Source organism: Pseudomonas sp. KH_040, from assembly GCF_057839305.1.
In genome coordinates this window covers 1,320,725-1,346,711 of the sequence record NZ_CM174487.1, presented here as the reverse complement: position 1 = coordinate 1,346,711, position 25,987 = coordinate 1,320,725, and the positions used below count along the sequence as shown (strand labels likewise).

Below are 25,987 nucleotides of genomic sequence, written 5' to 3'. Positions count from 1 at the left end.
TAAATTTCGGAATTGGTTGTGGTCTTCTGGCTCAAGGAACCAGGCACGATGGGTCTGCTTTCACAGCAGACTTGATGCGTCAGTAAGGAGCGACCGGCCACATGATGTTTGCCGGATAACCCGACTGTTTATCGATGTCGCTGAGAGCGATGCAGTACTGTTTGTGAGCCAGCAGCAGGGCCTGCTCTTCTGCCGTGGCCATGGCCAGGTCAACCTTGAACTGCAACGAGTTCATCAACAGCCAGTTGGCGGCCGCATTCAGCAGTTGCCATTTCTGCTGTTCGGCTTCATTTCGCAGGTCTTCCTCGGTCGGTGGAGAAAAGGTCCAGATTCCGTTGAATGTGGCTCCCCACCCCACTCGAACATCCGAGCCGGTGACATCAACCCAGACGGAGGCTGGCGAAGCCGGTGCTTCAGGAGCGATTTCGCTCTCTTTCAGTTGGACCACTCTGTTGTATTCGACCAGTGCATAAAGATTCATGTGTATTCCTCGATGTGTGTTTTTCAATGCATGTCGTGTTTGATCAGGCAGGCATTCCAAAAAGCCCGGCGCTGAAGCCGGGCTTTTCAGTAATGCGCTCCTTCGCCTTCCTTCAAATCCTGTGTTCAAGAAGGAAGCTGACTTTTCGGCGCTACTGGCGCGGTACGAGTCCATTCAAATTGTTTTTCCGACCGCGGTCCCTGCCCGCCGGATAACTGCTTCTGGTGCTTTACGCTGCACACCCGGGTCAGTTGCCAACCCTCTGAACCGTTGAGGCCGGTTCATCGCTGCCTGTTCTTGTGGAACTAAAGAGCTTTCTTGCCAGCCGCTTTGTCGAGCGGCTTGGTGGCAAGAATATGCATGTATGCATATCCAGTCAATGCGCAAATGCATTTATTTATGCATTAGAAATGCGCAAACGCATGAAAGCCCCGCAGCGAAAGGGTTTGGTGGTTTTATCCAGGCGAAAAAAAACCCGCCAACGAAGGCGGGTTTATCTGGAAGAGGTCTGGTTAGCGGGCGTACATGCCCCACCAGAAGACGTGACCGAGGATGACGATCTGCTCTTCCTGGATTTCCTGGAAGCTGTAGTCCTCGTCTGGATGCTCATCGCGATTGAAGCTGCGCAGACGAATGCCGGTAGGCAAGCGATAAAGCTGCTTCACGCGCAATTGGCCGTTGTGATTGATCGCGTACAGGTCGCCATCGATGATGTCGCCGATGCCGCACTTGCCCGCATTGACGCCGACGGTGGCACCATCACGCAAGACCGGCAACATGCTGTTGCCACGCACTGTCACGCATTTGGCCTGGTCGAACTGCACCCCGTTATGGCGCAGGCTGCGCTTGCCGAAGCGCAGGCTAGAGCGCTCGCTCTCTTCGATGACGAATCTTCCTGATCCAGCAGCCAATTCAACCTCGCGAAGGAACGGCACCGACACTTCGTCATCATCGACCGGCGTATCGTCGTCCCACAGCATTATGTCCTTGAGTTCCGCGTGTACGTCATCACGCACGGCACCGGCCGACGGCGCGACATCCGCGCGCCCGCGCAACTGATCGGTGCTCACGGCGAAGTACTCGGCGATCTTCGAGATATGTTTATCCGAGGGATCGACGATCTTCCCGCTGAGAATCCGCGAGAGAGTGGATTGAGGCACGCCGGTGCGACGGTGGAGCTCCGTGGGGGAGATCCCGTGCTGGTCGAGCAGTGCTCTTAAGACGGAGGCTACGTTGCGTTTTTGCATAACGCGCATAGTGCTTGAAGTTTTTAATGAAGACAAATGCTGATTTGCATAAATCGTGCATAAATACACCTTTCGGTGAAGAAAACCGTCACCCGGCTGCGATGCCTGCGTCCGGCAGACTGCCCATGGTAACCTTGCGCCCATCGCGCGAAAGCCTGGCCGATGCCCCCGCTTTTGCCCTACATCTTTTAACGAGTTGCCTGACAATCCGATGAATAAAGCCGTCTCCGACCTGTCCTCCCACACTCCGATGATGCAGCAGTACTGGCGCCTGAAGAATCAGCACCCGGATCAGCTGATGTTCTACCGCATGGGCGACTTCTACGAGATCTTCTACGAAGACGCAAAGAAGGCTGCCAAGTTGCTCGACATCACCCTGACCGCGCGCGGGCAGTCGGCGGGACAGGCGATTCCGATGTGCGGGATTCCTTACCACGCGGCGGAAGGCTATCTGGCGAAACTGGTCAAGCTCGGCGAATCGGTGGTGATCTGCGAGCAGGTCGGCGATCCAGCGACCAGCAAAGGCCCGGTTGAACGTCAGGTCGTACGAATCCTCACGCCGGGTACGGTCAGTGATGAGGCGCTGCTCGACGAGCGCCGCGACAACCTGATCGCTGCGCTGTTGGGTGATGAGCGTCTGTTCGGTCTGGCCGTGCTGGACATCACCAGCGGCAGCTTCAGCGTGTCGGAAATCAAAGGCTGGGAAAATCTGCTGGCGGAACTGGAGCGGATCAATCCGGTGGAGTTGCTGATCCCGGATGACTGGCCAAGGGACCTGCCAGCGGAAAAACGCCGTGGCGTCAGCCGTCGTGCGCCGTGGGATTTCGAGCGTGATTCAGCACTGAAAAGTCTTTGCCAACAGTTTTCTACTCAGGACCTGAAAGGCTTCGGCTGCGAGAACCTGAGCCTGGCCATCGGCGCTGCCGGTTGCCTGCTGGCCTACGCCAAGGAAACCCAGCGCACCGCCCTGCCTCACCTGCGCAGCCTGCGCCACGAACGTCTGGATGACACCGTGGTGCTGGACGGTGCAAGCCGTCGTAACCTCGAACTCGACACCAATCTGGCCGGTGGCCGCGATAACACCCTGCAATCGGTCGTCGATCGCTGCCAGACCGCCATGGGCAGCCGCTTGCTGACCCGTTGGCTGAACCGTCCGCTGCGCGATCTGACCGTGCTGCTGGCGCGTCAGACCTCGATCACTTGCCTGCTCGATCGCTACCGTTTCGAAAAACTGCAACCGCAGCTCAAGGAAATCGGCGACATCGAGCGGATTCTCGCGCGGATCGGCCTGCGCAACGCGCGTCCTCGTGACCTCGCACGGCTGCGCGACGCCCTTGGCGCACTGCCTGAACTGCAAGTGGCAATGACCGATCTGGAAGCGCCGCACCTGCAAGGTCTGGCGACCACCACCAGCACTTACCCGGAACTGGCGGCGTTGCTGGAAAAAGCCATTATCGACAACCCGCCTGCGGTGATCCGTGACGGCGGCGTGCTGAAAACCGGTTACGACAGTGAACTCGACGAGCTGCAATCGCTGAGCGAAAACGCCGGTCAGTTCCTCATCGATCTGGAAGCCCGCGAGAAAGCCCGCACAGGCCTGAGCCACCTGAAAGTTGGCTATAACCGCATTCACGGCTACTTCATCGAACTGCCGAGCAAGCAGGCCGAATCGGCGCCAGCGGATTACATTCGTCGGCAGACGCTGAAAGGCGCCGAACGCTTTATTACGCCGGAACTGAAAGAATTCGAAGACAAGGCGCTGTCGGCCAAGAGCCGCGCCCTCGCACGCGAGAAGATGCTTTACGAAGCGCTGCTGGAAGACCTGATCAGCCAATTGCCACCGTTGCAGGACACCGCTGGCGCACTGGCCGAACTCGACGTGTTGAGCAACCTCGCCGAGCGCGCGCTGAACCTCGACCTGAACTGCCCACGTTTCGTCAGCGAGCCGTGCATGCGCATCTCCCAGGGTCGTCACCCGGTGGTCGAGCAGGTGCTGACCACGCCGTTCGTGGCCAACGACCTCAGTCTGGATGACAACACGCGCATGCTGGTGATCACCGGCCCGAACATGGGTGGTAAATCCACCTACATGCGCCAAACCGCACTGATCGTGCTGCTGGCGCATATCGGCAGCTTCGTGCCGGCCGCCAGTTGCGAACTGTCGCTGGTCGATCGCATTTTCACCCGCATCGGTTCCAGCGATGACCTCGCGGGCGGCCGTTCGACCTTCATGGTTGAAATGAGCGAGACCGCCAACATCCTGCACAACGCCACCGAGCGCAGCCTGGTGCTGATGGACGAAGTCGGTCGCGGCACCAGCACCTTCGACGGTCTGTCGCTGGCGTGGGCTGCGGCGGAGCGCCTGGCTCATTTGCGCGCCTACACACTGTTCGCTACACACTACTTTGAACTGACCGTGTTGCCGGAAGCCGAGCCATTGGTGGCCAACGTCCACCTCAACGCCACCGAGCACAACGAACGCATCGTGTTCCTGCACCACGTGCTGCCCGGCCCTGCCAGCCAGAGTTATGGCTTGGCAGTGGCGCAGTTGGCCGGCGTGCCGAGTGAAGTGATCGTGCGTGCCCGCGAGCACTTGAGCCGACTGGAAGAAACCGCGTTGCCGCATGAAGCGCCGAAACCTGCGGCCAAGGGCAAACCGGCGACGCCACAGCAAAGCGACATGTTCGCCAGCCTGCCGCATCCGGTACTCGATGAGCTGGCTAAACTGGATCTGGATGACCTGACCCCGCGTCGTGCGCTCGAAATGCTCTATGCATTGAAGAACCGGATATAAGCACTGAAGAAGCGGATATAACGCAAACGGCTTCAAGCTGTTAGAATCTCGCGCGGTTTGGGATGCTGCTGGCTAATAGCCTGGCCAGCAGGTATCGCTCCCGAACCTGGCGACCCCAACCGTGAAGGGGCAACGCTGCCGCCGCCTGAGGAGAAAATTAGAAATGACCTTCGTCGTCACCGACAACTGCATCAAGTGCAAGTACACCGACTGCGTAGAAGTCTGTCCGGTGGACTGCTTTTACGAAGGCCCGAACTTCCTGGTGATTCACCCGGATGAGTGCATCGACTGCGCCCTGTGCGAACCGGAATGCCCGGCCGTAGCCATCTTCTCCGAGGACGAAGTTCCGGAAGAGATGCAGGAGTTCATTCAACTCAATGTTGAGCTGGCTGAAATCTGGCCGAACATCACCGAGAAGAAAGAATCGCTGCCGGATGCCGAAGAGTGGGACGGCGTCAAAGGCAAGATCAAAGACCTCGAACGCTGATCTGCCCCGCGCTCGAATGAAAAGGCCCCTCGCGGGCCTTTTTGCTTTTCTGTGTTCTGCTTTTCTGCGGGCGAAAAAAGGGGCGGTATGACCCGCCCACATTTTTTCCCTATTCCCTGTATTCCTTTTCATCGTCCTGATGAATCGCGTCCTGCGATGTCCGTTCCCCTCATCCTTGAAGGGCGTGTCTGTCCGTCGACACAACCCAGATACTAGAGAATTCCCCGGCGAGAGCAATCGGCCCTGAGACCGTAGAAGCGCTGTAATAAGCACTTCACATTAAAAAATAAATATATAAATCAATAAGTTAAATAGCCACGCCGAGAATAATCGACGTCTGCCGTCCTGTAAAAATAGTGAACACCTACGAAAGAGTAAGCCAAGGCTTACACCGCGAGACTACAAACGATGGAATTGCCAACCGTACGTCCGGCAATCAACAGCGTTGTAAGGGACAGCCACCAAATCCAGGCCAACAAAAAGCCCCGAACCAGTCGGGGCTTTCTGCGGGCGGACGTGAGAGGCGCTTACTGGAACAGCGACTCGCTCGACAGGCCATTCTTCTCAAGAATTTCACGAAGGCGCTTGAGGCCTTCTACCTGAATCTGCCGCACCCGTTCCCGGGTCAGGCCGATCTCCAGGCCTACGTCTTCCAGCGTGCTGCTCTCGTGACCGCGCAGGCCGAAGCGACGTACAACCACCTCGCGCTGCTTGTCGGTCAGCTCCGACAGCCATTGATCGATGCTCTGCGACAGGTCGTCATCCTGCAACAGTTCGCACGGATCGGTCGGACGATCATCGGTAAGGGTGTCCAGCAGGGTTTTATCCGAATCCGGACCCAGCGAGACGTCGACCGAAGAAACCCGCTCGTTCAGGCCCAGCATGCGCTTGACCTCGCCCACCGGTTTTTCCAGCAGGTTGGCGATTTCTTCGGGTGAAGGTTCGTGGTCGAGCTTTTGCGTCAGCTCCCGTGCAGCCCGCAGGTACACGTTGAGCTCCTTGACCACATGGATCGGCAACCGGATGGTCCGGGTCTGATTCATGATCGCGCGCTCGATGGTCTGACGAATCCACCAGGTTGCATAGGTCGAGAAGCGGAAGCCGCGCTCGGGATCGAACTTTTCCACCGCCCGGATCAGCCCGAGGTTGCCCTCTTCGATCAGATCCAGCAGCGACAGCCCCCGATTGACGTAACGCCGGGCGATTTTGACCACCAGCCGCAGGTTACTTTCAATCATGCGCTTGCGCCCGGCCGGATCGCCACTTTGCGACAAGCGCGCAAAATGAACTTCTTCCTCCGGGGAGAGCAATGGGGAAAAGCCGATTTCGTTGAGATACAACTGCGTGGCATCAAGTGCACGCGTGTAGTCGATGTACTTATGTTGTTTAAGTGAAGCGGAGTGTTTGGATTTGGAACGAACGGAAGGTGGAGCAGCCCCTTCATCATTCGACATCGAATCCGAATCGATGCCGGTCTCCATAAGGAGAACCTCATCGTCGATGTCAAACTCCGGCACTTCTTTACTGAGAGCCATTGTTATAGTCCTTTGGTGAGTTCGACCCCAAGCTCAAGCGACGCCTTTATCCTTGGCAGCGCTGGAGCCTGTCCCCTCTACGTGACGGAACAGGCTGGCTTACAAATCAACGTCTTGGCAGGAACTGCAGCGGATCCACAGGTTTACCTTGGCGGCGAATCTCAAAATGCAGTTTCACCCGGTCTGTACCCGTTGACCCCATTTCGGCAATTGTCTGTCCGACCTTGACCTGCTGTCCCTCCCGAACCAACAGCCTGCGGTTATGTCCGTAGGCACTGACGTAGGTTTCGCTGTGTTTGATGATGACTAATTCGCCGTAGCCCCTTAAGCCACTCCCGGCGTATACCACCGTCCCATCAGACGCAGCTAAAACAGGCTGTCCCAAATCTCCGGCGATATCAATTCCTTTATTCAAACTACCGTTTGAAGAGAATTTTCCAATCAGAATGCCATTAGATGGCCATCCCCAGCCGGTCGGGGCCGGGCCTGCCGGAGGCAGTGGCGCGGGCGCTTGCTTGTTGGCGACGGACGGTGCAACACCCGCAGAACCGCCAGTAGAACCGGTGGTTGTGGTGGTCGTCGTGCCATTTGCCTGGCGCCGGATTACCGTGGTTTTACTCGAAGAAGAAGGCGAAGAACTGCTGTTGCCGACCACCGCCGTCGGCGTTGAACCGGTGCGGCCATCGAAGCGAATCGTCTGACCCGGATGGATCGTGTACGGCGTAGGAATATTGTTCCGGGCCGCGAGGGCTTTGTAGTCCCAGCCGTAGCGAAACGCGATCGAAAACATCGTATCGCCGGGACGGACTACATACTGTCCGGTCGTCACGGTAGGCCGCTGGGCCACCGCATTATTGCGATCGACCACCCGCACATTGCTCGATTTGGTGCTGGAGCAACCGACCAGCAAGGTGCTCAAGACAAGGCCAGTCACCAGGCGCTGAAAGCTCGTGTTACCCATACGCTGCGCAATGACTGTGAGACTCACCCGCCGCTCCCTTTGTGGTGGCTGAAAAATGTGAAATGCCGGATGTCGGCATGAGGTGTCGCAAGTATAACGGGCCGGATCGGCTTTACCTTTAATGAAGCGAAATCGCTTCGCGCACACGTTTGCAAGCTGACAATCTGCTGCGTTTAAACCATCGCTGCCGGAGTAAGACACAGGCGAACGAAAGGAATTCAGCGTGCGTAAACAAATGCTCAGGCCAGCGGCCCATTGAGCAACGGCACGAAACGAACAGCCCCCAGAACATGCCGGGAAAAGCCGTTTTCCTCACGCACGATCAGCAACAATTGCTGCACTTCTCCGGAACCCACCGGAATCACCATGCGCCCGCCCGGAGCCAATTGGTCGAGCAAGGCTTGCGGAACATCGGTGGCCACGGCGGTGACGATAATGCCGTTATACGGCGCCAGCGCCGGCCAGCCTTCCCAGCCATCGCCCCAGCGGAACACCACATTGCGCAGGTTAAGTTCGACCAGGCGTTCCTTGGCGCGGTCCTGCAGCACCTTGATCCGCTCGACCGAGAACACTCGCTCGACCAGTTGTGACAACACCGCGGTCTGGTAACCGGAACCGGTGCCGATCTCCAGCACTTTATCCAGCGGTCCCGCCTCCAACAGCAGCTCGCTCATGCGCGCCACCATATAAGGCTGGGAAATGGTCTGGTTATTGCCGATCGGCAGCGCCGTGTCCTCGTAAGCGCGATGTGCCAGCGCTTCATCGACGAACAGATGACGCGGCGTACGCCGAATCACTTCCAGCACCTTGGCGTTGGACACGCCCTCTTCGTACAGGCGCTGGATCAGACGTTCACGGGTACGCTGCGAGGTCATACCGATGCCGCTGCGCAGCCTGTCTTCGTGTTCACGGGCCATCAGCGCAGTCCCTCCAGCCAGCCATCGAGACTTCTGAAGGCATCATTGAAGGTGCGATCAAGCTGCAACGGCGTGATGGAGACATAACCTTGCATCACCGCATGAAAGTCGGTGCCGGGGCCGCCATCCTCGGCATCGCCGGCGGCAGCGATCCAGTAACCGGCCTTGCCACGCGGATCGACCACTTTCATCGGCGCGGCCGCGCGGGCGCGATGGCCGAGTCGGGTCAGCTGGATGCCACGAATGTGATCGATGGGCAGGTTGGGAATATTCACGTTGAGCACCGTGCGCGGCGGCAGGTCGAGCCCGGCATGGGCTTCAACCAGTTTGCGCGCAAAGTACGCCGCCGTCGGCAGATTATCCACCTGCCGTGAGACCAGCGAAAAAGCAAACGACGGACGCTCGAGGAAACGTCCCTCAAGAGCGGCCGCCACTGTCCCGGAATACAGCACGTCATCGCCAAGGTTGGCGCCGAGGTTGATGCCGGAAACCACCATGTCCGCCTCGCGTTCCAGCAGGCCGTTCAGGCCCAGGTGCACGCAGTCGGTCGGTGTGCCGTTGAGGCTGATAAAGCCGTTGGCAAGGTATTGCGGGTGCAGCGGACGGTCGAGCGTCAGCGAACTGCTGGCGCCGCTTTTGTCCTGCTCCGGGGCGATAACCACGCACTCGGTGTAATCCGCCAGCGCAGCATAGAGCGCGGCAAGACCGGGTGCGGTTACCCCATCGTCGTTAGAAATCAGAATACGCATGGGCTGTCCGTCTGCCCCACCGGCACCAGATCAACGAGTTCGCGCACCAATACGGTGGCGAAGCATCCGGCCGGGAGGACGAATTCCAGTTGCAGAATGTCAGGCTGGGGATAATGCCACGTCAACCCGCCAATGGGCAGCCGCAGGATGCGACGTTCGTGGCTCATGCCGGCATGAACCAACCAATCGCGCAGCTCTGCTTCATCGGCGGCGATCCCCTGCTCCAGTTCATGGACAACACCTGCGGTCGGCGAGTCACCTTCGCCCCACTGTGGACCGGTCGGATGCAGATCGAGAATCGCCAGACGCGGGTCGCTGCATTCAGCTTCTCCGGCCGGGAAAAAACTGCGGCTGTCGGTGAACGCCAGCAGATCGCCGACCTGAGCTTTTTGCCAAGTACCATCGGCAACACGCGCCGCCAGCACTTTGTTGAACAGAAAACTGCGCGCGGTCGAGAGCAGGCGCGAGCGCACATTGCGCTGCTCCGGCAAAGCCTTGCGCGCCGCCCACGCACGCGCATCAACGACGTTGCCGCCGTCATGGCCGAAACGCTGGGCGCCGAAATAATTGGGAATGCCCTGTTTGGCGATCAGTTGCAGACGCTGTTCAATCGCGTCTTTGTCGCCAGTGAACTGAGTCAGGCGCAAGGTGAAACCGTTGGCCGAATGCGCACCGCGTTGCAGCTTGCGCTTGTGCCGGGTGGTCTTGAGGATCTTCAGCGTGTCGTTTTCCGCCGCTGACAGATCCGGATCGGCCTTGCCCGGCAGTTGCACGCTGAACCACTGACGGGTCAGCGCCTGACGATCCTTCAGCCCGGCATAGCTGACGGTGCGCAACGGCACGCCGGCAGCCTTGGCAATACGCCGTGCGGCTTCTTCAGTGTTGAGGCCGCGTTTTTCGACCCAGATCCACAAGTGCTCGCCGTCGCCGCTGAACGGGATGTCGAGCACTTCATCGACCTGAAAATCTTCGGCGATGGCTTTTAGTATCGCGCTGCCGAGAGCTTCGCCATAGGCACGCGGGCCGAGCAATTGCAGTTCATTCATGCGCGCAGCAACAAGGCAACGGAGTGCACGGCGATGCCTTCTTCGCGACCGACAAAGCCAAGCTTTTCGGTGGTGGTAGCTTTCACGTTCACTTGATCCAACTCAACTTGAAGATCCGCCGCGATCAGCGCGCGCATCGATTCGATATGCGGGGCCATTTTCGGCGCCTGGGCAACGATGGTGTTGTCGACGTTGCCGACTTTCCAGCCCTTGGCATGGATCAGCGCGACCACATGACGCAGCAGCGCACGGCTGTCGGCGCCCTTGAATTGCGGGTCGGTGTCCGGGAAGTGTTTGCCGATATCACCCAGCGCCGCAGCGCCGAGCAAGGCATCGCTCAAGGCGTGCAGCAAAACGTCACCGTCGGAATGAGCGAGCAGCCCGAAGCTGTGTGCGATACGCACGCCGCCCAGAGTAATGAAATCGCCTTCAGCGAAACGGTGCACATCATAGCCGTGGCCAATACGCATAAAAAAAACGCCCCGATTTTTGTCAGGGCGTGATTCTACCTGCATTAACCGCGCAGGGCGCGTGCGTGATGCTGCAAGTGGTCGTCTATAAAGCTTGAGATGAAGAAATAGCTGTGGTCGTAGCCCGGTTGCAGACGCAATGTCAGCGGATGGCCCGCTTGTTTTGCTGCTTGTTGCAAGGCTTCGGGTTTGAGCTGAGTGGCGAGGAAGTCGTCGCGATCACCCTGATCGACCAGCAGCGGCAGTTTTTCGTGGGCCTCGGCGATCAGCGCACAGGCATCCCACTCTTTCCACTTCGAACGATCTTCGCCCAGGTAACGGGAGAACGCCTTTTGCCCCCATGGGCAATCCATCGGGTTGTTGATCGGCGAGAACGCCGACACCGATTGATAGCGACCCGGGTTTCGCAATGCGCAGACCAACGCACCGTGACCGCCCATGGAGTGGCCGCTGATGCTGCGTTTGTCCGAAGCGGGGAAATGCGCTTCAACCAGTGAAGGCAATTCCTGCACGACATAGTCATGCATCCGATAGTGGCGCGACCAAGGTTCCTGGGTGGCATTCAGATAGAACCCGGCGCCAAGGCCGAAATCCCAAGCGTTGTCCGGATCACCCGGGACATCGGGGCCGCGCGGGCTGGTGTCCGGCGCAACAATGATCAAACCCAGTTCGGCAGCCATGCGCATCGCGCCGGCCTTCTGCATGAAGTTCTCATCGGTGCAGGTCAGGCCTGACAACCAATACAGCACTGGCAGCTTGCCGCCCTGCTCAGCCTGCGGTGGCAGGTAGACGGCGAACACCATGTCGCAACCGAGCACGTCAGAGCGATGGCGATAGCGCTTGTGCCAACCGCCGAAACTCTTCTGACAGGAGATGTTTTCCAGATTCATATGAAGACTCCTACGTGATCACGACCACAAGCCTTCAAGACTTGTAGCCATGTCGCCACGATTGATCAGAAATGAATGACGGTACGAATGCTCTTGCCTTCGTGCATCAGATCGAACGCTTTGTTGATGTCTTCCAGGCCCATGGTGTGGGTGATGAACGTATCCAGCGGGATTTCGCCGCTCTGGGCCATGTCGACGTAGCTTGGCAACTCGGTACGACCGCGCACGCCGCCGAACGCCGAACCGCGCCAGACGCGACCGGTCACCAACTGGAACGGACGGGTCGCGATTTCCTGGCCGGCACCGGCCACACCGATGATCACCGACTCACCCCAACCTTTGTGGCAGCACTCAAGGGCGGCGCGCATCAGTTGCACGTTGCCGATGCATTCGAAGGAGAAGTCGACGCCGCCATCGGTCATGTCGACGATCACTTCCTGGATCGGACGATCGAAGTCTTTCGGGTTTACGCAGTCGGTTGCACCGAGTTGCTTGGCGATTTCGAACTTGGCCGGATTGATGTCGATGGCAATGATGCGCGCAGCCTTGGCTTTCACCGCGCCGATCACCGCTGACAGACCGATGCCGCCGAGACCGAAGATGGCCACGGTGTCACCCGGTTTGACCTTGGCGGTGTTGAGCACTGCGCCGATACCGGTGGTGACGCCGCAGCCCAGCAGGCAAACCTTTTCCAGTGGCGCGTCCTTGGAGATCTTGGCCACGGATATTTCCGGCAACACGGTGTATTCCGAGAACGTCGAAGTGCCCATGTAGTGGAAAATCGTTTCGCCCTTGTAGGAAAAGCGCGAAGTGCCGTCCGGCATCAAACCTTTACCCTGAGTGGCGCGAATTGCCTGACACAGGTTGGTCTTGCCCGACTTACAGAATTTGCACTGGCCGCATTCCGGGGTGTACAGCGGAATCACGTGATCGCCCACCGCAACCGAGGTTACGCCCTCGCCGATGGCTTCAACGATCGCGCCACCTTCGTGGCCAAGGATCGACGGAAAGATGCCTTCCGGATCAGCACCGGACAGGGTGTAGGCGTCAGTGTGGCAAACCCCGGAAGCCACCACGCGCAGCAACACTTCGCCGGCCTTGGGCATGGCGACATCGACTTCTACGATTTCCAGCGGCTTCTTGGCCTCGAAGGCAACGGCGGCGCGCGACTTGATCATGCTGACTCTCCAGTGAATCCAATGAATAAAAAACCAGACAAGGAGTGTAATACATGGCTTTACGATGAATAATCCGGACAAAAGCAAAACATTATTGCCATACAGGGATAATCCCCATGTCCGAAAACCGCTGGGAAGGCATCGACGAGTTCGTCGCCGTCGCCGAATGCAGCCAGTTCACCGCCGCTGCCGAACGTCTTGGGGTTTCGTCCTCGCACATCAGTCGCCAAATCGTCCGACTCGAAGAGCGTTTGCAGACGCGCCTGCTCTATCGCAGTACCCGGCGCGTGACACTGACCGAGGCCGGGCAGACCTTTCTGCAACATTGCCAACGCTTGCAGGATGGTCGCGAAGAAGCCCTGCGTGCGGTGGGCGACCTGACCAGTGAGCCGAAAGGCATGCTGCGCATGACCTGTGCCGTGGCTTACGGCGAACGCTTTATCGTGCCGCTGGTAACGCGGTTCATGGGGCTTTATCCGCAGCTGCGCATCGATATCGAACTGAGCAATCGCCAACTCGACCTGGTGCATGAAGGATTGGACCTGGCGATTCGTCTCGGTCGCTTGCAGGACTCGCGGCTGGTCGCGACACGCCTGGCGCCACGGCGAATGTTTCTCTGCGCTTCACCGTCCTACGTTGAGCGGTACGGCCGCCCACACAGCCTGTCGGAATTGAGCCGACATAATTGCCTGATCGGCAGCTCGGACATCTGGCAGCTTGAGCAAAACGGCCGGGAGTTTTCCCAACGGGTGCAGGGCAACTGGCGCTGCAACAGTGGGCAAGCAGTGCTGGATGCGGCGTTGCAGGGGGTCGGGCTGTGTCAGTTGCCGGACTATTACGTGCTGGAGCATCTGCACAGTGGCGCGTTGATTTCCTTGCTGGAGGCGCACCAGCCACCGAACACGGCGGTGTGGGCGCTGTATCCGCAGCAGCGGCATTTGTCGCCGAAGGTGCGCAAGTTGGTGGATTTTTTGAAGGAGGGATTGGCTGAGCGGCCGGAATATCGAGGTTGAAAAGCAAAAGATCGCAGCCTTCGGCAGCTCCTACAAAGGCATGCGAACCCATGTAGGAGCTGCCGAAGGCTGCGATCTTTTGATCTTTTAGCGGCGATTCGCCCAACGCTGACGCAACCATTCGAGATCTTCAGGCCGGGTCACCTTGAGGTTATCCGCCCGCCCTTCAATCAGTCGCGGCTTGAGACCGGCCCACTCCATCGCCGAAGCTTCATCAGTAATCAGCGCATCCGCCACCAGACTGTCCGCCAACGCCCGATGCAACGCGCCGAGGCGAAACATCTGCGGCGTATACGCCTGCCAGATCACGCTGCGATCGACGGTTTCCAGCACCCGACCGTGCTTGTCGACGCGCTTCAACGTGTCGCGCGCAGGGACGGCGAGCAAACCGCCGACCGGATCATCCGCCAGTTCATCGAGTAACTTGTCGAGATCTTCGCGACTCAGATTCGGTCGTGCCGCATCGTGCACCAGCACCCAATCTTCATCATCGGCACCCTGCGCATGCAAGTGCAGCAAGGCATTGAGCACCGAACCAGAACGCTCGGCCCCGCCTTCAACCCGCTGAATGCGCGGATCGCTGACGCACGCCAGGTTCGGCCAGTAAGGATCATCAACCGCAAGACTGACCACCAGTCCTTTAAGGCTTGGGTGATCGAGGAAACAGCCGAGGCTGTGTTCGAGAATTGTGCGCCCGCCCAATTGCAGATATTGCTTGGGACGGTCCGCGGCCATTCGGGCACCGACGCCCGCGGCAGGAATCACGGCCCAGAAGGCCGGCAGGGAATTGATCATTGGGCCAACTGGTAAAGGGTTTCGCCGTCCTTGACCATGCCCAGTTCGTGACGAGCCCGCTCTTCAACGGTCTCCATGCCCTTTTTCAACTCACTGACTTCAGCGTCCATCACGCGATTACGCTCCAGCAAACCTTCGTTCTCGGCGTGTTGATCAGCAATCTGCTGATTCAGCTCGGCAACTTGCGCCAGACTGCCATTGCCCACCCACAGGCGGTATTGCAGACCGGCCAGTAGCAAGAGCAAAACGAGAAACAACCAGTAAGGACTGCGCATCGAATATCAGGTATCCAGTGAAAAAAGACAGCCACGCCAAAACTTTGAAGCATCTGATAGCACGAAGCCTGGAAGACCCAGGCTTGTGCTGTTAAGGCATCAGATTAGTGGCAAATCCATCGCTGTCACGACTTTTTCGACACAATCCGGTGTCCTTCCATCGATTTGTACTTAGCCGCGAAACTCGCTGCGACCGTTGTACTTGGCCTTGCCATTCAACTGCTCTTCGATACGCAGCAGTTGGTTGTACTTGGAAACGCGGTCGGAACGGCACAGCGAACCGGTCTTGATCTGGCCAGCCGAAGTACCCACAGCCAGGTCGGCAATGGTCGAATCTTCGGTTTCGCCGGAACGGTGCGAGATCACTGCGGTGTAACCGGCTGCCTTGGCCATCTGGATGGCTTCCAGGGTTTCGGTCAGGGTGCCGATCTGGTTGAACTTGATCAGGATCGAGTTGGCGATGTTTTTATCGATGCCCTCTTTAAGGATCTTGGTGTTGGTCACGAACAGGTCGTCGCCCACCAATTGAACCTTCTCGCCGATCTTGTCGGTGAGGATTTTCCAGCCAGCCCAGTCGGACTCGTCCAGACCGTCTTCGATCGAGATGATCGGGTAACGTTCAGTCAGGCCTTTCAGGTAGTCAGCGAAACCTTCAGCGGTGAACACCTGGCCTTCGCCGGACAGGTTGTACTTGCCGTCTTCGTAGAATTCGCTGGCCGCGCAGTCCAGGGCCAGAGTCACGTCGGTGCCCAGTTTGTAACCGGCATTGGCCACAGCTTCGGAGATTACTTTCAGCGCGTCTTCGTTGGACGCCAGGTTCGGTGCGAAACCGCCTTCGTCGCCAACGGCAGTGCTCAGGCCACGAGCCTTCAGCACAGCTTTCAAGTGATGGAAAATCTCGGTGCCCATGCGCAGACCTTCCGAGAACGACTTGGCGCCAACCGGCTGCACCATGAATTCCTGGATGTCGACGTTGTTATCGGCGTGCTCGCCACCGTTGATGATGTTCATCATCGGTACCGGCATCGAGTAAACACCCGGAGTGCCGTTGAGGTTGGCGATGTGTGCGTACAGCGGCAGGTCCTGGTCCTGCGCAGCAGCCTTGGCCGCAGCCAGAGACACAGCGAGGATGGCGTTGGCGCCCAGAGTTGCCTTGTTTTCGGTACCGTCGAGCTTGATCATCGCGTGATCCAGGGCTTTCTGGTCGCTTGGGTCGGTGCCCAGCAGCAGATCGCGGATCGGACCGTTGATGTTGGCTACCGCTTTGAGCACGCCCTTGCCCAGGTAACGGCTCTTGTCGCCATCACGCAGCTCGAGCGCTTCACGCGAGCCAGTGGATGCACCGGACGGCGCGCAAGCGCTGCCGATGATGCCGTTGTCGAGAAGCACGTCCGCTTCCACGGTGGGATTGCCACGGGAGTCGAGAACTTCACGACCTTTGATGTCGACGATTTTTGCCATTGTTGTAAACACTCCAAAGTTGACGAAAACGACGCAGCTAGAGGAAATCTTTTTACCGTCGGCAAGGGGTGTGCAGCGGGCAGACTTGCAGACGATAACGCTCATGCCCGAGGGCATGAGCGACAAATCGTGCGGTACTTTACCGGAGAATTGAGGCTTACGCGGTTTCTACCGTCGGAAAACTCTTCACCAGTTCGTCCAAAGCTTTGAGCTGGGCCAGGAATGGCTCCAGTTTGTCCAGACGCAAGGCGCAAGGGCCGTCGCATTTGGCGTTGTCCGGATCCGGATGCGCTTCGAGGAACAGACCCGCCAGCGACTGGCTCATGCCCGCCTTGGCCAGATCCAGAACCTGTGCACGGCGACCGCCTGCGGAGTCGGCACGACCACCCGGCATTTGCAGCGCGTGGGTCACGTCGAAGAATACCGGGTACTCGAACTGCTTCATGATGCCGAAGCCGAGCATGTCGACCACGAGGTTGTTGTAGCCGAAGCTCGAACCACGCTCGCAGAGGATCAATTGATCGTTACCCGCTTCCACGCACTTGTTCAGGATGTGTTTCATTTCCTGAGGCGCGAGGAACTGGGCTTTCTTGATGTTGATCACAGCATTGGTCTTGGCCATCGCGACGACCAGATCGGTCTGGCGCGACAGGAAGGCCGGTAGCTGGATGATGTCGCAGACCTCAGCGACGACCGCGGCCTGTTCAGGCTCGTGGACGTCGGTGATGATCGGTACGCCAAAGGCTTGTTTGATGTCCTGGAAGATGCGCATGCCCTCTTCCAGGCCAGGACCGCGATAGGAGGTCACAGAAGAACGGTTGGCCTTGTCGAAACTGGCCTTGAACACGTAAGGGATACCGAGTTTCTCGGTGACTTTCACGTACTCTTCGCAAACCTGCATGGCCATGTCACGGCTTTCCAGCACGTTCATGCCGCCGAACAGCACCATGGGTTTGTCGTTGGCAATTTCGATGTCGCCGACGCGGATGATCTTCTGTGCCATCGGGATTAAGCCTTCTTCTGGTGTTGAGCCAACGCTGCTTTGACAAAACCGCTGAACAGCGGATGGCCATCGCGTGGTGTCGAGGTGAACTCAGGGTGGAACTGGCAAGCGACGAACCAAGGGTGATCGGCCGCTTCAACCACTTCAACCAGCGCCGCGTCAGCGGAGCGACCGGAGATTTTCAGGCCGGCTTCGATCAGTTGTGGCAGCAGGTTGTTGTTCACTTCGTAACGGTGACGGTGACGCTCGACGATCACATCCTTGCCGTAGCAGTCGTGCACCTTGGAGCCGGCTTCGAGCAGGCAGTCCTGAGCGCCGAGACGCATGGTGCCGCCCAGATCAGACGATTCGGTACGCACTTCAACGGCACCGGTCGCGTCTTCCCACTCGGTGATCAGACCGACAACCGGATGACCGCTGGCGCGATCGAACTCGGTGGAGTTGGCGTCTTTCCAGCCCATCACGTTACGGGCGAACTCGATGACCGCCACTTGCATACCCAGGCAGATACCCAGGTATGGAACCTTGTTTTCGCGAGCGTACTGAACGGCAGTGATCTTGCCTTCCACGCCACGCAGACCGAAGCCGCCCGGTACGAGGATCGCGTCGACACCTTCGAGCAGCGCAGTGCCCTGGTTTTCGATGTCTTCGGAGTCGATGTAGCGCAGGTTGACCTTGGTGCGGTTGCTGATGCCGGCATGACTCATCGCTTCGATCAGCGATTTGTAGGCGTCCAGCAGCTCCATGTACTTGCCGACCATGGCGATGGTCACTTCGTGTTCCGGGTTCAGCTTGGCATCAACCACCGCTTCCCACTCGGACAGATCAGCGCTACCGCATTGCAGACCGAAACGCTCAACGACGAAATCGTCCAGACCCTGCGAGTGCAGGATGCCCGGGATCTTGTAGATGGTGTCGGCGTCTTCCAGCGCAATTACCGCACGCTCTTCAACGTTGGTGAACTGGGCGATCTTGCGACGCGACGAGATGTCGATCGGGTGATCGGAACGGCACACCAGCACGTCCGGCTGCAGACCGATCGAACGCAGCTCTTTTACCGAGTGCTGAGTTGGTTTGGTCTTGGTTTCGCCAGCGGTGGCGATGTACGGCACCAGCGTCAGGTGCATCAGCATCGCGCGCTTGGCGCCGACTTCGAAACGCAGTTGACGGATGGCTTCGAGGAACGGTTGCGACTCGATGTCACCGACGGTGCCACCGATTTCAACCATCGCCACGTCAGCGTCACCGGCACCTTTGATGATGCGGCGCTTGATTTCGTCAGTGATGTGCGGGATCACCTGGATGGTCGCACCCAGGTAGTCACCACGGCGCTCTTTGCGCAGCACGTGTTCGTAGACACGGCCGGTGGTGAAGTTGTTGTTCTGGGTCATGGTCGTGCGGATGAACCGCTCGTAGTGGCCAAGGTCCAGGTCGGTCTCGGCGCCGTCGTGGGTGACGAACACTTCACCGTGCTGGAACGGGCTCATCGTGCCCGGATCGACGTTGATGTACGGATCCAGCTTCAGCATGGTGACCTTAAGTCCCCGCGCCTCCAGGATGGCTGCCAATGAAGCCGATGCAATGCCTTTCCCCAATGAAGAAACAACACCGCCCGTGACGAATATGTAGCGCGTCATGAAAAACCCTAGAAGTCTGCGTTAAAGCGGTACGAGCCGCCGGGGAAAGCGAAGGAAGGCCGAAGCCCCCGATCACCTGCATTAATCACAGTGCACCTTTCAAAAAAACCGCCGCGTTGGGACAGACCGGCAGGTGAAACACCGGTACGTTGCTCGCTACACATTTTTTGGAATCGCCCAGCAAAGACTGCTTGGTAATCGGCAACTCCTGCAATTCAGGCGAATCCACAGAAGTTGTATCAAGAAGGGAGCGTAGTCTACCGGAATGCTCCTTTCAGCTCAAACCTTGATCTTCGTCTGTTGGCAGCCAATGCAATTTCCAGCCGCCCTGCACAGGTCCATCAAGTCCCGGCAGGTTCGCCACCGCGAGCAATTCATCACCGCGAAACAGCAGCGGCAATCTGCCACGGACGAAGCCCGGCACCGCGCGCTCATTGAGCAGGCGCTTGAGATCGCGGTGACCGCGATCCGCCAGGTGCATGACTTCGCCGCCCTGACGATAGCGAATCTGCAAAGGCCCGGAAGGCGCCTGCCCGCTGAACATGACACGGCCATTATCGGCCAAGCGTAGCGCTGACGACGGCGCTTGCCAGTCGGCACCGATCACTGGCTTGCGCAACCAGTTGCCGCTCAGCCACCACACTCGACCGGCGCTACGGTGCAGCTCGCCCTCAGCCAGCCGCCAGACGGGTGAAGCATCGTGAGCGGCCGCGCACAGATCCGTCCATCCCGACCAATGGTCAGTATCGGGCAGTTGTGTGGAGGGCTCGAGCCAATGGCTGATCGCGTTTCGTTGGCGGGCCGCGGACAGTGCGGCGAGGGGTGCCAGTTCCAGCGACGGCAATCCCAGCCATTCGAATTCATGAGCGGTGGCGGCTTGAGCCAGATCAATCTGCGCCAACTCATCGAGCAGTCCCTGGGCCTCACGCAGATGCGCGGCGCTGCGGACCATGCTCGCCTGCGCCTGCGGCCAGCGCCCGGTCAGCAGCGGCATGACCTGATGGCGCAGATAGTTGCGCGAGAATTGCCGATCCTCATTTGATGGGTCTTCAATCCAGCGCAATTGATGAGCCTGCGCATACGCTTCCAGTTCGGCCCGGGAGATTTCCAGCAACGGACGAACCAGCGTGCCCTGCCCCACTGGCCGCCGCGTCGGCATCCCGGACAATCCGCGCACACCGGCGCCACGTAATAACCGGAACAGCAGCGTTTCCGCCTGATCATCGCGATGCTGGCCAGTAAGCAACACGTCATTGGCTTGCGTCAGTGAACCGAACACGGCGTACCGCGCATCCCGGGCCGCGCGCTCCAAGCTTGCGCCCGCTTGCACCGTCACGCGTTCAATCAGCAACTGCACCCCCAGCGCATCGCAGACAGACTGGCAGTGTTGTGGCCACGCATCAGCCGCAGCCTGTAGGCCGTGATGGATATGAACAGCGCTTAGCGCAGGGAGGGATTCAGATTTTGCCAGAGAGGCAAGCAGATGCAGCAGGACGGTGGAATCGAGACCACCAGAGAAGGCGATGCGCCAATGAGCGGCATTGCGCCAAGGCTCAAGGTTGAGCAACAGCCGGGAAGGCAAATCAATCATGGACGGACCCATATCTAACTCTTTGCCCCAAAACAAATGTAGGAGTGAGCCTGCTCGCGATCGCGGAGTGACAGCCAACACATTGGTTGAATGTTACACCGCGATCGCGAGCAGGCTCACTCCTACAAGGGGACTGCGTTCGACTTAGAGACCGTAGCTCATCAGCCGATCATAACGACGCTTCAACAGCGCTTCGTTATCGAACTTCTTCAGCATCGCCAGTTGCGAGCTCAGTTCGGCACGGATCGAAGCCGCCGCAGCCGCCGGGTCACGGTGAGCGCCGCCCAGTGGCTCGCCAATCACCTTGTCGACAATGCCCAGACCTTTCAGACGCTCGGCAGTAATGCCCATCGCTTCAGCCGCATCCGGCGCCTTTTCCGCGGTTTTCCACAGAATCGAAGCGCAACCTTCCGGCGAGATCACCGCGTAGGTCGAGTATTGCAGCATGTTCAGCTGATCGCAGACGCCGATCGCCAGTGCACCACCGGAACCACCCTCACCGATAACGGTAGCGATGATCGGCGTTTTCAGGCGCGACATCACGCGCAGGTTCCAGGCAATTGCTTCGCTCTGGTTGCGCTCTTCAGCGTCGATACCCGGGTAGGCGCCCGGGGTGTCGATGAAGGTCAGGATCGGCATTTTGAAACGCTCGGCCATTTCCATCAGGCGGCAAGCCTTGCGGTAGCCTTCCGGACGCGGCATACCGAAGTTGCGGCGTACCTTCTCGCGCACTTCACGGCCCTTCTGGTGACCGATGACCATCACCGGCTGGTCTTCCAGACGGGCGATGCCGCCAACGATGGCCGCGTCGTCAGAGAAGTGACGGTCGCCGTGCAGTTCGTCGAACTCGGTGAAGATGTGCTCGATGTAGTCGAGGGTGTACGGGCGTTTCGGGTGACGCGCCAGGCGTGCGATCTGCCAGCTGGTCAGCTTGCCGAAGATGTCTTCGGTCAGCGTTTTGCTTTTGTCCTGCAGGCGGGAGATCTCATCGCCGATATTCAGCGAATTGTCATTACCGACCAAGCGCAACTCTTCGATCTTGGCTTGCAGGTCGGCGATCGGCTGTTCGAAATCTAGAAAATTCGGGTTCATAGGCGTCCGTCTTGGGTCGTGTCCCAAATGAGCTTGGGCCGGCCGGTTGTCTATTCGCGCCCTACCTTAAGGGAGAGGCGCGCTGAGGTCGAGATTAAAAATTCAGGTTGCGGGCAAGCGCAATGATGGCACTTGCCGGTCAACGGTATTGGAGGAAGACGTTGTCTCGCCCGAACTGGTCACGCAGGGCTTGAATCAACGCATCCGCCGGATCAATTCGCCAGGTCTCGCCGAACTGCAGCAAGGTCTTCGCATCCGGGCTGGTGTACTCCATGGTGATCGGGCACGCGCCGCGATGACGCTTGAGCAAATCACCCAACCAGCGTAGCTGATCGCCTTTCAGGTCCTGGGTTTGCAGCTTCAGGCGCAGGCTCTCGGCGAGGTTGGTGCGCGCATCTTCCATGCTCATCACGCGCTTGACCCGCAGGCGCAGACCACCGGAGAAGTCATCGTTGCTGACTTCGCCTTCGACCACCACCATCGCGTCGGTCTGCAACAACGATTGCGCAGAGTGGAACGCATCGGCAAACAAGGAAGCCTCGATCCGCCCTGAGCGGTCGTCGAGGGTGATGAAGCCCATCTTGTCGCCCTTCTTGTTCTTCATCACGCGCAGGGCAATGATCATCCCGGCCACGGTCTGCGTGTCGCGCGCCGGTTTCAGGTCGATGATGCGCTGGCGGGCGAAACGGCGAATTTCACCTTCGTATTCGTCGATCGGGTGACCGGTCAGGTACAGTCCCAAGGTGTCTTTCTCACCTTTGAGACGTTCCTTGAGGGTCAGCTCCTTGGCCTTGCGATGGGACGCATAAACATCGGCGTCTTCCTCGACAAACAGCCCGCCGAACAGGTCGGCATGGCCGCTGTCGTGGGTGCGCGCGGTTTGTTCGGCCGCCTTGATCGCCTCTTCCATCGCCGCCAGCAGCACGGCACGGTTACGGTCGATATTGGCCTGGTAAGCCTTTTGCTCGTCGTGGAAGTACGGGCCCAGACGATCCAGCGCACCGCTGCGGATCAGGCCGTCCAGCGTACGTTTGTTGATGCGCTTGAGGTCGACACGGGCGCAGAAGTCGAACAGATCCTTGAACGGACCGGCCTGACGCGCTTCGGTGATCGCCTCAACCGGGCCTTCGCCGACGCCTTTGATCGCGCCGAGACCATAGACGATGCGGCCATCGTCGTTCACCGTGAACTTGAACTCCGAAGTATTCACATCCGGCGCGTCGAGACGCAGCTTCATGGTGCGAATTTCTTCGATCAAGGTCACGACCTTGTCGGTGTTGTGCATATCCGCCGACAGTACCGCGGCCATGAACGGCGCCGGGTAGTGAGCTTTCAGCCACGCAGTCTGGTACGAGACCAGGCCGTAGGCGGCGGAGTGGGATTTGTTGAAGCCGTAACCGGCGAATTTTTCAACCAGGTCGAAAATGTTACCGGCGAGGTCGGCGTCAATATTGTTGGTCGCGCAACCTTCAATGAAACCGCCGCGCTGCTTGGCCATTTCCTCAGGCTTTTTCTTACCCATCGCCCGACGGAGCATGTCCGCACCACCGAGGGTGTAACCGGCCATAACCTGGGCAATCTGCATCACCTGTTCCTGATACAGGATGATGCCGTAAGTCGGCGCCAGAACCGGCTTCAACCCTTCGTACTGGTAATCCGAGTGCGGGTACGCCAGTTCGGCGCGACCGTGCTTACGGTTGATAAAGTCGTCCACCATGCCGGACTGCAGCGGGCCTGGACGGAACAGGGCCACCAGTGCGATCAGGTCTTCCAGGCAGTCGGGCTTGAGCTTTTTGATCAGCTCTTTCATGCCGCGCGATTCAAGCTGGAATACCGCAGTGGTCTCAGCTTTCTGCAACAACGAGTACGTCGGTTTGTCGTCCAGCGGGATAAACGCGATATCCAGCGGCGGCTCGTTGACCTTGGCGCGGTCGCGGTTAATCGTTTTCAGCGCCCAGTCGATGATTGTCAGGGTCCGCAGACCGAGGAAGTCGAACTTCACCAGACCGGCCGCTTCAACATCGTCCTTGTCGAACTGGGTTACCAGACCGTCACCGGCCTCGTCGCAATAGATCGGCGAGAAGTCAGTCAGCTTGGTCGGCGCGATAACCACACCACCGGCGTGTTTACCGACGTTACGCACAACGCCTTCGAGCTTGCGCGCCATCTCCCAGATTTCCGCCGCCTCTTCATCGACCTTGATGAAGTCACGCAGGATCTCTTCCTGTTCGTAGGCTTTTTCCAGGGTCATGCCGACTTCGAACGGAATCATCTTCGACAGACGATCGGCCAGACCGTAAGACTTGCCCTGTACCCGCGCCACGTCACGCACCACAGCCTTGGCGGCCATGGAACCGAAGGTGATGATCTGGCTTACCGCGTTGCGGCCGTATTTTTCGGCCACGTAATCAATCACGCGGTCACGACCGTCCATGCAGAAGTCGACGTCGAAGTCGGGCATGGAGACCCGTTCCGGGTTAAGGAAACGTTCGAACAGCAGGTCGTATTCCAGCGGATCGAGGTCGGTGATCTTCTGCACGTAGGCCACCAGCGAACCGGCACCCGACCCCCGGCCAGGACCTACCGGTACGCCGTTATTCTTGGCCCACTGGATAAAGTCCATAACGATCAGGAAGTAACCGGGGAAGCCCATCTGGATGATGATATCCAGCTCGAAATTCAAGCGATCGACATAGACCTGGCGCTTGGCTTCGTAGTCTTCGGTGGTGTCTTTGGGCAGCAGTACCGCCAGGCGTTCTTCGAGACCGTCGAAGGACACTTTGCGGAAATACTCATCGATGGTCATGCCATCGGGGATCGGGAAGTTGGGCAAAAAGTGCGTGCCCAACTTCACTTCGATGTTGCAGCGCTTGGCGATCTCGACGGTGTTTTCAATCGCGTCGGGAATATCGCTGAACAGCTCGATCATTTCCTCGGCGCTTTTCAGGTATTGCTGATCACTGTAATTCTTCGAACGGCGCGGATCGTCGAGGGCACGGCCCTCACCGATGCACACGCGGGTTTCGTGGGCGGCGAAGTCTTCCTGCTTGATGAAGCGCACGTCGTTGGTTGCCACCAGCGGCGCGCCCAGTTTGTCGGCAAGCGCTACGGCACCGTGCAGTTGCTCTTCATCGTTAGGACGATTGGTGCGCTGGATTTCCAGATAGAAACGATCCGGGAACACCGCCATCCATTCGCGCGTCAGGGCTTCGGCTTCGGCCGGATTGCCGCCGATCATGGCCATGCCGATCTCGCCTTCTTTGGCGGCGGACAGCATGATCAGGCCTTCGTTGGCTTCGGCAACCCACTCACGCTCGACAATGATCATGCCGTTGCGCTGGCCTTCGATGAAGCCGCGCGAGATCAACTCGGTGAGGTTGCGATAGCCCTTGGCGTTCATCACCAACAGGCTGATGCGACTCAGCGGTGCATCCGGGTCTTTGTTCGACAGCCACAGGTCGGCGCCGCAAATCGGCTTGATGCCGGCGCCCATGGTGTTTTTATAGAATTTGACCAGAGAACACATGTTGTTCTGGTCGGTGACCGCGACCGCCGGCATGTTCATGGCGGTCAGCGCCTTGACCAGCGGCTTGATCCGCACCAGCCCGTCGACCAGGGAGTATTCAGTGTGCAGGCGTAGATGAACGAATGAAGCCGGCATAGTGATCCTGTCCAGTTACATAGAGACAACAAGGCCCGGATTGTACCGGGCCTCGAACAAAACATCAGCCTTGCGACTAAACCTGCGTCAGACCTTCCAGCGCTTCATAAGCCTGACGCACCGGGGCGAACGAGCGCCGGTGAATCGGCGTCGGGCCAAGGCGCACCAAGGCTTCCAGATGAACGGGCGTCGGGTAGCCTTTATGGCCGCCGATGCCGTAACCCGGGTAGATCAATTCGAATGCAGCCATTTCACGGTCGCGACTGACTTTGGCCAGAATCGACGCCGCAGCAATGGCCGGCACCTTGCCGTCGCCCTGCACCACCGCTTCGGCGCGCATCGGCAATTGCGGACAGCGATTGCCGTCGATCATCGCCAGTTTCGGCTGAATGTGCAGGCCGGCGACTGCGCGCTGCATGGCCAGCATGGTCGCGTGCAAAATATTCAGCTCGTCGATTTCTTCGACTTCGGCGCGGGCAATGCACCAGCTCAGGGATTTCTCGATGATTTCGTCGTAGAGCTTTTCGCGCTTGGCTTCGGTGAGCTTCTTCGAATCGTTGAGGCCGAGAATCGGCCGATTCGGATCGAGGATCACCGCTGCCGTGACCACTGCACCGCACAACGGACCACGACCGACTTCATCGACGCCGGCGACCAGTTCTTCGACTTCGGCGACCAGGGTGAAATCCAGGCCCATCTGCATG

The 25,987-nt window shown here is 58.7% G+C and carries 22 protein-coding genes; 3 read left to right on the top strand and 19 right to left on the bottom strand.

Annotation, left to right across the window (positions count from 1 at the left end):
* Positions 1-79 precede the first annotated feature (79 nt).
* Both AC3IUF_RS05865 and AC3IUF_RS05860 read right to left on the bottom strand, forming a co-directional pair.
* The gene (locus AC3IUF_RS05865) at positions 80-481 is read right to left on the bottom strand and encodes a tail fiber assembly protein (RefSeq protein ID WP_447783860.1); all 402 of its coding nucleotides are present in this window, start codon (positions 479-481) and stop codon (positions 80-82) included.
* Positions 482-993: 512 nt separating this feature from the next.
* On the bottom strand, positions 994-1,728 hold the full coding sequence (locus AC3IUF_RS05860) for an XRE family transcriptional regulator (protein WP_123374600.1): 735 nt from the start codon (positions 1,726-1,728) through the stop codon (positions 994-996).
* Positions 1,729-1,939: 211 nt separating this feature from the next.
* Here AC3IUF_RS05860 and mutS point away from each other — a divergent pair, with 211 nt between their 5' ends.
* Both mutS and fdxA read left to right on the top strand, forming a co-directional pair.
* Entirely contained in the window at positions 1,940-4,522 is a 2,583-nt protein-coding gene (gene mutS / locus AC3IUF_RS05855; protein ID WP_489280614.1) for a DNA mismatch repair protein MutS, read from the top strand.
* Between the two features lie 163 nt (positions 4,523-4,685).
* Positions 4,686-5,009 (top strand): ferredoxin FdxA, encoded by a 324-nt coding sequence (gene fdxA, locus AC3IUF_RS05850; protein ID WP_007908827.1) that lies wholly within the window; start codon positions 4,686-4,688, stop codon positions 5,007-5,009.
* A gap of 527 nt (positions 5,010-5,536) precedes the next feature.
* Here fdxA and rpoS read toward each other — a convergent pair.
* The 8 genes from rpoS to AC3IUF_RS05810 form a co-directional block, all read right to left on the bottom strand.
* The gene (rpoS, locus tag AC3IUF_RS05845) at positions 5,537-6,544 is read right to left on the bottom strand and encodes an RNA polymerase sigma factor RpoS (RefSeq protein ID WP_007908828.1); all 1,008 of its coding nucleotides are present in this window, start codon (positions 6,542-6,544) and stop codon (positions 5,537-5,539) included.
* A gap of 106 nt (positions 6,545-6,650) precedes the next feature.
* Complete coding sequence (locus AC3IUF_RS05840; RefSeq protein WP_007908829.1) at positions 6,651-7,532, bottom strand: peptidoglycan DD-metalloendopeptidase family protein; 882 nt, start codon at positions 7,530-7,532, stop codon at positions 6,651-6,653.
* 212 nt (positions 7,533-7,744) lie between these two features.
* Positions 7,745-8,380: a protein-L-isoaspartate(D-aspartate) O-methyltransferase gene (locus AC3IUF_RS05835; RefSeq protein WP_171057346.1), complete on the bottom strand. Its 636-nt coding sequence runs from the start codon at positions 8,378-8,380 to the stop codon at positions 7,745-7,747.
* Between the two features lie 41 nt (positions 8,381-8,421).
* Complete coding sequence (gene surE, locus AC3IUF_RS05830; protein ID WP_007908831.1) at positions 8,422-9,171, bottom strand: 5'/3'-nucleotidase SurE; 750 nt, start codon at positions 9,169-9,171, stop codon at positions 8,422-8,424.
* A complete protein-coding gene (gene truD / locus AC3IUF_RS05825; RefSeq protein ID WP_007908832.1) occupies positions 9,159-10,217 on the bottom strand; it encodes a tRNA pseudouridine(13) synthase TruD in 1,059 nt (352 codons plus the stop codon). The genes surE and truD overlap by 13 nt, the downstream gene beginning before the upstream one ends.
* The gene (gene ispF, locus AC3IUF_RS05820) at positions 10,214-10,687 is read right to left on the bottom strand and encodes a 2-C-methyl-D-erythritol 2,4-cyclodiphosphate synthase (RefSeq protein ID WP_034149878.1); all 474 of its coding nucleotides are present in this window, start codon (positions 10,685-10,687) and stop codon (positions 10,214-10,216) included. Before ispF ends, truD begins: the two co-directional genes overlap by 4 nt.
* 44 nt (positions 10,688-10,731) lie before the next feature.
* Complete coding sequence (gene fghA, locus AC3IUF_RS05815; protein ID WP_095112506.1) at positions 10,732-11,577, bottom strand: S-formylglutathione hydrolase; 846 nt, start codon at positions 11,575-11,577, stop codon at positions 10,732-10,734.
* A gap of 65 nt (positions 11,578-11,642) precedes the next feature.
* The gene (locus tag AC3IUF_RS05810; protein ID WP_007908835.1) at positions 11,643-12,755 is read right to left on the bottom strand and encodes an S-(hydroxymethyl)glutathione dehydrogenase/class III alcohol dehydrogenase; all 1,113 of its coding nucleotides are present in this window, start codon (positions 12,753-12,755) and stop codon (positions 11,643-11,645) included.
* A 116-nt stretch (positions 12,756-12,871) separates the two neighbouring features.
* Here AC3IUF_RS05810 and AC3IUF_RS05805 point away from each other — a divergent pair, with 116 nt between their 5' ends.
* Entirely contained in the window at positions 12,872-13,768 is an 897-nt protein-coding gene (locus AC3IUF_RS05805; RefSeq protein ID WP_007908836.1) for a LysR family transcriptional regulator, read from the top strand.
* 87 nt (positions 13,769-13,855) lie between these two features.
* On the opposite strand, the gene ispD is transcribed toward AC3IUF_RS05805, so the two are convergent.
* The 9 genes from ispD to rnhB form a co-directional block, all read right to left on the bottom strand.
* Positions 13,856-14,563: a 2-C-methyl-D-erythritol 4-phosphate cytidylyltransferase gene (ispD, locus tag AC3IUF_RS05800; RefSeq protein ID WP_007908837.1), complete on the bottom strand. Its 708-nt coding sequence runs from the start codon at positions 14,561-14,563 to the stop codon at positions 13,856-13,858.
* The gene (gene ftsB / locus AC3IUF_RS05795; RefSeq protein ID WP_007908838.1) at positions 14,560-14,838 is read right to left on the bottom strand and encodes a cell division protein FtsB; all 279 of its coding nucleotides are present in this window, start codon (positions 14,836-14,838) and stop codon (positions 14,560-14,562) included. Before ftsB ends, ispD begins: the two co-directional genes overlap by 4 nt.
* Before the next feature lie 171 nt (positions 14,839-15,009).
* Positions 15,010-16,299, bottom strand: a complete 1,290-nt coding sequence (gene eno / locus AC3IUF_RS05790) for a phosphopyruvate hydratase (protein ID WP_007908839.1) — start codon at positions 16,297-16,299, stop codon at positions 15,010-15,012.
* Positions 16,300-16,456: 157 nt separating this feature from the next.
* Positions 16,457-17,302 carry a 3-deoxy-8-phosphooctulonate synthase gene (gene kdsA, locus AC3IUF_RS05785; RefSeq protein WP_007908840.1) on the bottom strand — a complete coding sequence of 282 codons (846 nt, stop codon included), beginning with the start codon at positions 17,300-17,302 and terminating at the stop codon, positions 16,457-16,459.
* Positions 17,303-17,307: 5 nt separating this feature from the next.
* A complete protein-coding gene (pyrG, locus tag AC3IUF_RS05780; RefSeq protein WP_007908841.1) occupies positions 17,308-18,939 on the bottom strand; it encodes a CTP synthase in 1,632 nt (543 codons plus the stop codon).
* Between the two features lie 274 nt (positions 18,940-19,213).
* Positions 19,214-20,542: a tRNA lysidine(34) synthetase TilS gene (tilS, locus tag AC3IUF_RS05775; RefSeq protein WP_489280609.1), complete on the bottom strand. Its 1,329-nt coding sequence runs from the start codon at positions 20,540-20,542 to the stop codon at positions 19,214-19,216.
* A 132-nt stretch (positions 20,543-20,674) separates the two neighbouring features.
* A complete protein-coding gene (locus AC3IUF_RS05770; RefSeq protein WP_007908843.1) occupies positions 20,675-21,622 on the bottom strand; it encodes an acetyl-CoA carboxylase carboxyltransferase subunit alpha in 948 nt (315 codons plus the stop codon).
* A 139-nt stretch (positions 21,623-21,761) separates the two neighbouring features.
* Positions 21,762-25,283: a DNA polymerase III subunit alpha gene (gene dnaE, locus AC3IUF_RS05765; RefSeq protein ID WP_007908844.1), complete on the bottom strand. Its 3,522-nt coding sequence runs from the start codon at positions 25,281-25,283 to the stop codon at positions 21,762-21,764.
* Positions 25,284-25,359: 76 nt separating this feature from the next.
* Positions 25,360-25,986, bottom strand: a complete 627-nt coding sequence (gene rnhB, locus AC3IUF_RS05760) for a ribonuclease HII (RefSeq protein WP_007908845.1) — start codon at positions 25,984-25,986, stop codon at positions 25,360-25,362.
* Between the last annotated feature and the right edge of the window lies 1 nt (position 25,987).

Bases quoted from the DNA above. Each gene is read 5' to 3' on its own strand.
- AC3IUF_RS05865 (WP_447783860.1), bottom strand. From the start codon at position 481: ATGAATCTTTATGCACTGGTCGAATACAACAGAGTGGTCCAACTGAAA.
- AC3IUF_RS05860 (WP_123374600.1), bottom strand. From the start codon at position 1,728: ATGCAAAAACGCAACGTAGCCTCCGTCTTAAGAGCACTGCTCGACCAG.
- mutS (WP_489280614.1), top strand. From the start codon at position 1,940: ATGAATAAAGCCGTCTCCGACCTGTCCTCCCACACTCCGATGATGCAG.
- fdxA (WP_007908827.1), top strand. From the start codon at position 4,686: ATGACCTTCGTCGTCACCGACAACTGCATCAAGTGCAAGTACACCGAC.
- rpoS (WP_007908828.1), bottom strand. From the start codon at position 6,544: ATGGCTCTCAGTAAAGAAGTGCCGGAGTTTGACATCGACGATGAGGTT.
- AC3IUF_RS05835 (WP_171057346.1), bottom strand. From the start codon at position 8,380: ATGACCTCGCAGCGTACCCGTGAACGTCTGATCCAGCGCCTGTACGAA.
- surE (WP_007908831.1), bottom strand. From the start codon at position 9,171: ATGCGTATTCTGATTTCTAACGACGATGGGGTAACCGCACCCGGTCTT.
- truD (WP_007908832.1), bottom strand. From the start codon at position 10,217: ATGAATGAACTGCAATTGCTCGGCCCGCGTGCCTATGGCGAAGCTCTC.
- ispF (WP_034149878.1), bottom strand. From the start codon at position 10,687: ATGCGTATTGGCCACGGCTATGATGTGCACCGTTTCGCTGAAGGCGAT.
- fghA (WP_095112506.1), bottom strand. From the start codon at position 11,577: ATGAATCTGGAAAACATCTCCTGTCAGAAGAGTTTCGGCGGTTGGCAC.
- AC3IUF_RS05810 (WP_007908835.1), bottom strand. From the start codon at position 12,755: ATGATCAAGTCGCGCGCCGCCGTTGCCTTCGAGGCCAAGAAGCCGCTG.
- AC3IUF_RS05805 (WP_007908836.1), top strand. From the start codon at position 12,872: ATGTCCGAAAACCGCTGGGAAGGCATCGACGAGTTCGTCGCCGTCGCC.
- ispD (WP_007908837.1), bottom strand. From the start codon at position 14,563: ATGATCAATTCCCTGCCGGCCTTCTGGGCCGTGATTCCTGCCGCGGGC.
- ftsB (WP_007908838.1), bottom strand. From the start codon at position 14,838: ATGCGCAGTCCTTACTGGTTGTTTCTCGTTTTGCTCTTGCTACTGGCC.
- eno (WP_007908839.1), bottom strand. From the start codon at position 16,299: ATGGCAAAAATCGTCGACATCAAAGGTCGTGAAGTTCTCGACTCCCGT.
- kdsA (WP_007908840.1), bottom strand. From the start codon at position 17,302: ATGGCACAGAAGATCATCCGCGTCGGCGACATCGAAATTGCCAACGAC.
- pyrG (WP_007908841.1), bottom strand. From the start codon at position 18,939: ATGACGCGCTACATATTCGTCACGGGCGGTGTTGTTTCTTCATTGGGG.
- tilS (WP_489280609.1), bottom strand. From the start codon at position 20,542: ATGGGTCCGTCCATGATTGATTTGCCTTCCCGGCTGTTGCTCAACCTT.
- AC3IUF_RS05770 (WP_007908843.1), bottom strand. From the start codon at position 21,622: ATGAACCCGAATTTTCTAGATTTCGAACAGCCGATCGCCGACCTGCAA.
- dnaE (WP_007908844.1), bottom strand. From the start codon at position 25,283: ATGCCGGCTTCATTCGTTCATCTACGCCTGCACACTGAATACTCCCTG.
- rnhB (WP_007908845.1), bottom strand. From the start codon at position 25,986: ATGCAGATGGGCCTGGATTTCACCCTGGTCGCCGAAGTCGAAGAACTG.